This is a genomic window from Atribacter sp., from assembly GCF_035418125.1.
GTDB lineage: Bacteria > Atribacterota > Atribacteria > Atribacterales > Atribacteraceae > Atribacter > Atribacter allofermentans.
Genome location: NZ_DAOLQM010000057.1, coordinates 1 through 8,381 on the forward strand (window position 1 = coordinate 1; position 8,381 = coordinate 8,381).

Genomic DNA, 8,381 nt, shown 5'->3' on the forward strand with positions numbered 1-8,381 from the left:
AATACCTTAGTCCGCCCTTACATGGTCCCCGGCTACTTGAATATTGAACTCGATATCCGGTAAATACTTCAATATGACCATTATCCATTACTACTGGTATAGAAACGGTTAACTCCCTTTCTGGATAACGAAGTGAAACATAGTCATCATATTCTAAACCTAGTTTTTTTGCTGCATTATCAAGATTAAAAAGCATGTTTTCAAAAGAATCATAAAATTCTTTTGGCATTTTATAACCCCTCCAAAAATGATTTACATCAATTCTTAATTGTAGGAGGAAATATTTACATATATTTTTATTATTATCTCAACATTAATAATCAATTATTAAACTACTTTAATAAAATAATAGATTTATTATAATCATAAGTCAATCCTATTAATATATTTATTTTGAATAATTAACAAATATTAATGGAAATATTTTTTGCTATAAGTGGAATAAACAAAGTGAACAGGGGTAGGGATCAAGACTCAAATTATAGAAGTAAGGACGTATAAAAAAAATAGCTCTTCCAGAATTGTATGACCATTCTCCCAAGAGAGAAAAATTTATTTTCTTTTTCAATCCGCGGTTTTCGGTTCAATGTTTTCAGTAAAAAATGGATCGAAGGGAAGCCTCATGCTTTTAATTCTTCACTAAGATACTAACCTTATTAAATATTCTACAATTAACCTAAAAGTTTCTTCTCCCCATTCTTTGGTAGCATTAATAGCATCTTTTGTATACCAGGGAAAATCTGGATTATAGTATTGCATCTTAACTGTTTCAGGATAGGAAGCCATCATGAGCGATGTTTCCAACTTCCCAGCGTGGTCATAACCCATCTTTTTTTGAATTTCAGGACTCATTAAAGGAATAACCTGAATCCAATTAAAAGGATTTTCATTCGTTTGCAGATTATTATAGTAATTTGACATTTTCTCTGATCCCCACCATCCTTTTCCATGTTCCTTTTCTAATAGTCGAAAAATAAGTGAAACTGATGCCTTTTTAAAAGCTAAAGCCTCGGGCATCATTTGCCCCATTTCATATTGATGGTGGATGACTACAAAAATTTGGCGAAAGCCATTCTCTAAAAAACCATGGAGGATATCATTTGCTTGTTTTTCAAACTGATTCGTATCTACATTAATAGTTCCCATTTCTGGACCAGCTACTGCAAAACTGGAAGGTCCAAACCAAACTGGTGGGGCTACAACACAATTAATCTTTTTTTCAACCTCATCAAGAGCTTTGATCACTGCTAAGGTATCCACACCCAGCGGTAAATGTTCACCATGGTATTCAATTGTCCCTGCTGGGATAAAAAGAGGCCAACGTTTTTGAATAGCATGAGTAAAGTCATGACCAGTCATCAGATGTAACTTCATGAGTCAATTCTCCTCCCACGATTAAATAATTCTGATGCCAAACGAAGGTAATCCAAATCAGCATCGGGTGGAATTTGATCTGCCGATCCAGCAATAAACCTTGGATTTTCCTTCCATTGTTTTTGAATTCTATTGACTTGTTTTATTAAATCTTCCCTTGCAAAAAAAGGAGTAAACATAACAGCTGGAAGACCTCCCCATAAAATAATATTTTCACTTTGACTCTCTTTTCTTAAATCCTCAACTGTAACATCTCCTACCGGATCCGGAGTGAGAGCTTCTAAAGCATCAGCCCCGGTTGCTGCAATTTGATTAATGATCCCTTTAAGGGTTCCATCGATATGAACTGCTGCTTTTTTCCCTGCTTGATGAAGTTGAATAAAGCGTCGAGCATAATAGTTGGCTGCATAACGTGGGAAAAAAGAAGAATAACTTGTTCCACTCAGATTATCACAAAAATGAAAAATTTCTGCGGGAGATTTTATTATAATTTGAAAGGCTTGATCATTCGATTCATCAATACAATCAATGGTTTTTTGAATTTCTATTGGTTCATCCACTTGAGCATAAGTAAAAGCTTCGATACCCATCCAGTCTACAATCAATGCTGAGAGTGGACTTCTTGGCAGGGGAGCAATCGGTATTCCTTCATCTCCCCATTTTTCTCCAATTTCGAGATAATCTGAATAATTAGATCTGAAAATACACTGCTCATAAATTTTCCGAAGGCATTTCAGGTCTTCTGCCTTTTGAATGGGGTATTGAATGAATGCATAACAGAAGGACTGAGGAAGATAAGCCTTTTTCTGAATAAATGTTTTTTCTTGATAATGAAACTTTGTTTCAAGAATAGTTCCATTAACGATAGTTTCGATGTCAACTCCTTCAAAAGAATATTGAAAGACTCCATTAAAAGGTCTCCCTGGTGCACCAATCTGATGTACTGACATTCCATCCGGTTCCTGTTCATCTAAAGCATAAATATAATAAGGAACTACTCCTAAATCTTTATGTAGTTTTAAAAAACCATCAATTCCTCGATATTCATCGGGTAAAATTCCCTTGATTATCTGGCTGTCCCGCCAGTAGGTTAGATCAGCTATCCACAAAATTCGATCCGCCGGCTCTCCTCGAAATATTTGGATAAAATTCTCTTTATTTGATTGCCCCATAGGAGAGCCCCCTTACCAAATGCTTTTGAATTAAAAAAGTGAAAATAATAATTGGGATAGAAGCAATAACTGCTACCGCTGCCATTGGTCCCCAGAGGATGTCCCGGTCGGTCACATAAAATGCGGCAGCAACTGGAAGGGTTTTGACATTCCTTCCAGAAAGAATTAAAGCAAATAAGAATTCGTTCCAGGACGTGATTAAACAAAAAACCGTGGTTGCCAATACCCCAGGAATCACTACCGGAAAAAGAACACGAATGAATGCCCCAAAAACCGAGCATCCGTCGAGCATTGCTGCTTCATCGATCTCAGAAGGTACTTCCCGGAAAAAACCACTCATAAGCCACACTGCAAAAGGGAGGTTCAATAAAACATGCATAATAATAATTGAAGCATAAGTATCAATCAGCTTTATCCTTTGCATAAGGATATAAATCGGTAAAATGATAGCAATTGGTGGAAGCATACGAGTCGATAAAATCCAGAAAGGAAGAAACTTACCTCCTACTCGATATCGAACCAATCCGTAAGCAGTCATGGTTCCTAAAAAAATTGCAATGACAGTTGCAATTAAAGCAATTATTATAGAGTCTTTAAAATATCGATAAAAACCGTCCTCAATGAAGACTTTCCGATAATTTTCAATGGTGGGTGTAAACAACAATTTAGGTGGCATAGCTGAAATATCAAAGCGTCCTTTAATTGAAGTTAAAAAGGTCCATACAATAGGAAATAAAACCAAGATAACCACTAAAAATACTAAAACATCGATCCATCGGTCCCGAGCTTTAAGTTTGGAACCTTTCATGATTTTCCCTCCAATTTTACAAACTGCTGGCTCGCAATGGTTATGATTACTAAAATAATATAAGAGAGAGTTGCCGCATACCCCATATTGAAGTAATTGAATCCTACCTTATAAGTATAAATACTCAAGGTTTCAGTGGCATTTGCAGGACCTCCTTTGGTCAAGACATAAATAGTGTCGAAAATCCGAAATGAATCCATAAAGCGAATTAAAAGTGCGACCAATAAAAAGGGGGTGACCAGAGGAAGAGTAATATTACGGAAAGTTTGGAAACCAGTGGCTCCATCTACCTGGGCTGCTTCAAAAACGTCCGGAGGGAGACTGGCAATTCCAGAAAACAAAAGAAGAAAAACAAAAGGCGTCCATTGCCAGATGTCAACCATAATGACTGCCGGAAGCGCCGGAGACGGCTCTCCAAGCCAAATGGGTCCTTCAATTTTCAAAAAATAAAGAAAATAATTAAAAATCCCGTATTCTGGGTTATACATATATTTCCACATAAGAGATAAAACAACTGGAGTTATCATCATTGGAATCAGTAAAATTGACCGGCATATTTGTTGAAAACGGGTATTGCGAGTAATAGAAAGGGCTAAAGTCATTCCGATTACCATTTCCATCACTACAGCCCATCCAGTAAAAATAACTGTGGTTCGAAAAGAGTACCAAAAACGGCTATCTTGAAATAATGATATATAGTTCCCTATACCTACAAAAGTTGGTGGTTCAGCCCGGGTCAGGCTCCAATCATGAAGTGTCATATAGAAAGAATAAATTAATGGATAAACACTCACAGCAAGAATAAAAATGATAGTAGGAAGAACCATTAATTGAGGTATATTAAACCTTCTATTTTTAATGGATGACATAATATCCCTCCGTGGATGCTACCGGAACAAAATTTCCGGTAGCATCCAACCCCATATTCAAATCAAATCTTAAATAAACATATTTATTTATAATATCCAGCTTTTGCCATTAAGTCTTCTACCTGTTTAGCCGCTTCGTCTAATGCTTCCTTAGCAGTTTTTTCTCCGGCAATTACTTTTGAGCAAGCAATGCCGATCAAGTCATCAACCTGAGCATATTCAGCAATTTGGGGGGTTGTTTTCGCTTCACCAGCTAAAGCTGCTTCTATACCGCTATAGAAGGGAAATTTTTCTAATACATCTGGATCGTGGAAAGTGGATAATCGGCAAGCAACGGTACCCATAAAAGCAGCTTCCTTATCGTTTTCTTTGTTACAAAGCCATTTTACGAGCTCATAAGTTTCATCTTGGTTTTTACTAGCGCTTGATATAGCAAAAAACCAGTGAATGTCTAAAGTTGTATGTGGTATGTTGGGATCGGCTACTGGGAATACTGTATAGCCATTTTTTCCAATAATTTTTGATCGATCCTCCATTTCCGCCCAAGAAGCAATGTGGCTCCAATGCCACATCAAAGCTGCTCTTCCTTCAAGATAAATCGGACCACTTTCAGTTTCGTCATAAGTAGTCGATGCCTTGGGCGTTACTCCCCATTTGTTTCTGAGGTCAGCATAGTACTGTAAACCGTCAATTCCTGCCTGAGAATTAAAGATTGGTTTCCAATTTTCATCAAAAATATCTCCACCAAAAGACCAAAGCATCAGATAAAAATCATAGGCCAATTGCTGACCTCCCTGCTTTGCGGCAATCACGGTTCCGTTCAAATTTTGATCGGGTCGGTTAAAAAATATTGCCATATCCAGAAACTGAGCCCAGGTTTTTGGGGATTGTAACTCATAACCATATTTCTCTTTAAACGCTTCTTTTTCCTTGGGATCTTCAAACAAATCCTTCCGATAATAAAGCATAATAGGCCCATCATGAGTAGGAAACCCATAGAGTTTGCCATCTTTAGTTTGCAGGTTGAGAAGTGCTTGAGGATATGTGTTAGGCCAATCTTCGGGAGGATCGTTTTTGGTGTAGTCATCAATGGGAATTATATAACCACCGCGGACTAACTCAGAAAACCAATCTGTCAGGGTTCCTATAAAATCATAGGTTCCGGCTTTGCTGGCAAAATCGAGAATCATTTTTTCATGAAATTGAGAAAAAGGTACCTCCTCGATTTCTACTTTTACTCCGGTTAGTTTTTCATACTCTAAAACTTGCTTTTGCAAGGATGGAGTTCTTGCCCATCCCTGGAAAACCAAGGTTCGTAAAACTGGCTTATCTGCACCCTGAGCTACCAGTGCAAATATGAATATTAAACTTAAAACCAAACCAAAAATGATACACTTTTTTGTTGATCTTTTCATTCTATGCCCCTCCCTTTAAGGGTTTTAATAAAATACTTAAATTGAATTACTCATCAGGATTCTTTCATTCCTGATTCCTATTTTATTCCTCTTATACCACCTCCATTTCTATCCTGAAAATATAGGAATGATTTTTTATAGGTAACTCATATTGAGCAACCAACCAGGATCTCATTCTGGACTTTCACCCTCATCCTCACCTTCTCCCATCAAGGGAGAAGGAACTATTTAATCCTTTTATTAATTTTTCCCCTCCCCCCTCGGTCTTTATCGTGTTCGATTAATGTAGCGGCATGCCAAGGGATGTCGAGTCTTGGATTTTCATTACCATCTGGTGCTAAATTGTAATATGACAGCCTTGTCATACCCTTCCATCTCATGAAGTTATAACTCAATTATCTCGCTCCGGGCAGAAGAAAACACCTCACAGCCATCTTTGGTTACTCGAAAACCATCTTCCCAACGAAAGCCATAATCAGGAGTGGTGAAGAAGGTATCCGCCATGAAAGTCATATTCTCTTTCAAAGGATAATTTGAGGTTTTTTCCAACCAGGGTTTTTCGACTTCTATGATACCGGCACCATGACACGGTCCATATAGATAATATTGGGAATAACCATGTTTCTCAAAATATTGGTAGTATTTCTCGGCAATATCTTTAGCAATGACTCCTTCTTTAATCCACTCATAGGTAATTAAATGAGCATCCAATCCAAACTGCACTTGTTTTTTCATTTCTTGCGGCATTTTTCCAAAAATAACTGGACGTCCAACTGAGGAGGCATATCCACCAAATCGAGCTCCAACACAAAGTTGAATCATCTGACCTGGTTCAAGTTTTTTATAAGTTGCCCGAGCTATAGCATTTTGAGTTTGTCTGCCTCCAAATATATAGTTAGGAAAGGCTTCACACTCGGCACCATGCTTATACATGGCATGATAAAGAATGCCCATCGCTTCTTTCTCGGTCATTCCAACTTTCATTTCTTTTAAAAGATCCTCAAGGGCTAATTCGCTAATTCGGTGAGCCTCTTTCATCATGGCAATTTCATTCTCCGACTTAACCGCTCGCATATCGGAAATGATCCATTCAGCACGGATAATCTCTCCCTTTGACCCTAACGCCTCTTTTATTCCTTCATAAACTGGCATAGGAAGAATAGCATAATCTCCTAATGCTAAACGCTTAATTCCTTTTCCTCCTGATATTTCATCAAATACTTCTTTAAAATTTGATACTTGGATATCCGGATAATCAGGCTCAGCCGATTCTCGATAAGCAAGTAGTTTACGAATTTTTTTGATTTTACTTCTTTGAATGGCAAAAGGTTCAGCTTCTGGTCCAATCAATAAGATTGGATCTCCCTCTTTTGGAATGATTACTCCCGCTGTTTCAAAAATTGGCCAATGATCACTAAGGTATCGAACACTCGCATGGTCCGCTTCATTGGAATGAACTAAATAAGCATCATAATCTTTTTCAACTAACATTTTCTGAATTCGTTCAATCCTTTGATGAAATTCGGCTTCTGGTATTTCTCTTATCATGGTACTTTTCCTCCTCGAATTATTAATTTATACTGAAAATTATTCAGTTTTTACCGAAATGATATTTGGTTTAAAACCCTTTAAAAGAATCAGAATATATATATACCCAATAAAGATTCTAATAATTATTATATAAAAAGACCAACTAAGATTTCAAAACAACTTTTAAAACCTTTTCTTGTTGACTTGATGCTATTTGAAAAGCCTTTTCTGCCTCATTAAATGGAAAAACGTGAGATAATAAAGCTTCTAATGGAAGATCATGACGATTCAAGAGGTCAATAGCAATGGGAAAATAGTGGTTTGGGATGGCATGAGAAGCTCTGAGCTGCAACTTTTTAAAATGAAACTCATTGGCGTCAAAAGTTATCTGGCTTCCTTCTCCATACTCAATCCCATTAAAGGCAACGATACCACCAAACCGAGATACTTGAATAGCATCGGTAATGGTTTTGGGAGGTGCCGTAACAATGACTCGATCGGCGCCCTTGGGTATAGCATTTAGGATCTCACCTACCACATCATTTTCTTCATAACACAGAATCAAATCGGCACCCATTTGTTTCCCTAATTCCAAACGATAAGCCCCCCTCGGAGTAGAACGTTTGGAACCAACCAGGAAGACCCGACGAGCTCCTTGTAACTTAGCTAATCGTACCACCATCAACCCGATGGGACCTGGTCCAAAGACAACAACCTCATCATTGAGCTCTAGTTCAGCTCGTAAGGTCACATCTAATGCCACGGTAAGCGGTTCGGCTAAGCAAGCGTGAATAAAATCAATTCGTTTCTTATCATAAACATGCACCATATCCTGTCTAATGACAAGGTAATCAGAAAAACCAGCTTGGTTGGTCATGTAAGTAGTTAAGTTTTCGCAATACAATGAACGTCCATTTTTACATTGTTTACAAACCCCACAAGCTGCATGGTTTTCTATAATTACACTTTTCCCAATCAGACTGTCATCAACACCCTCACCGATCTGCTCAATGATTCCTACTACCTCATGACCTAAAGGTGTCCAATCTTCATTATTTCGAAGAAAATGGAGATCGGTTCCACAAATACCCCCTGCTTCAATCCGTACTAATACCTGTCCTGATTGAGGCTTGGGAACAGGTGCATCTCGCCATTGGAGCTGAAAAGGTGATTTTCCAAAAAGAACTTTCACAGTTACCTCCAATTATTTATA

Annotated in this window: 8 protein-coding genes; all 8 read right to left on the bottom strand. The window is 37.7% G+C overall.

The features are described 5' to 3' along the window. Positions 1 to 229, bottom strand: a 229-nt coding sequence (locus PLK24_RS04705) for a Glu/Leu/Phe/Val dehydrogenase dimerization domain-containing protein (protein WP_324476787.1), incomplete at its 3' end; no start/stop codon positions are given. 410 nt (positions 230 to 639) lie between these two features. Beyond that, positions 640 to 1,374 carry a creatininase family protein gene (locus tag PLK24_RS04710; protein WP_324476789.1) on the bottom strand — a complete coding sequence of 245 codons (735 nt, stop codon included), beginning with the start codon at positions 1,372 to 1,374 and terminating at the stop codon, positions 640 to 642. Next, a complete protein-coding gene (locus PLK24_RS04715) occupies positions 1,371 to 2,546 on the bottom strand; it encodes a uroporphyrinogen decarboxylase family protein (RefSeq protein ID WP_324476790.1) in 1,176 nt (391 codons plus the stop codon). Before PLK24_RS04715 ends, PLK24_RS04710 begins: the two co-directional genes overlap by 4 nt. After that, entirely contained in the window at positions 2,530 to 3,354 is an 825-nt protein-coding gene (locus tag PLK24_RS04720) for a carbohydrate ABC transporter permease (RefSeq protein WP_324476792.1), read from the bottom strand. Before PLK24_RS04720 ends, PLK24_RS04715 begins: the two co-directional genes overlap by 17 nt. After that, complete coding sequence (locus tag PLK24_RS04725; protein ID WP_324476794.1) at positions 3,351 to 4,223, bottom strand: carbohydrate ABC transporter permease; 873 nt, start codon at positions 4,221 to 4,223, stop codon at positions 3,351 to 3,353. Before PLK24_RS04725 ends, PLK24_RS04720 begins: the two co-directional genes overlap by 4 nt. An 83-nt stretch (positions 4,224 to 4,306) precedes the next feature. Beyond that, entirely contained in the window at positions 4,307 to 5,638 is a 1,332-nt protein-coding gene (locus PLK24_RS04730; protein ID WP_324476796.1) for an extracellular solute-binding protein, read from the bottom strand. A gap of 384 nt (positions 5,639 to 6,022) precedes the next feature. Beyond that, a complete protein-coding gene (locus PLK24_RS04735) occupies positions 6,023 to 7,186 on the bottom strand; it encodes a M24 family metallopeptidase (protein ID WP_324476798.1) in 1,164 nt (387 codons plus the stop codon). A 145-nt stretch (positions 7,187 to 7,331) separates the two neighbouring features. After that, entirely contained in the window at positions 7,332 to 8,360 is a 1,029-nt protein-coding gene (locus PLK24_RS04740) for a zinc-dependent alcohol dehydrogenase (RefSeq protein ID WP_324476800.1), read from the bottom strand. Positions 8,361 to 8,381 lie beyond the last annotated feature (21 nt).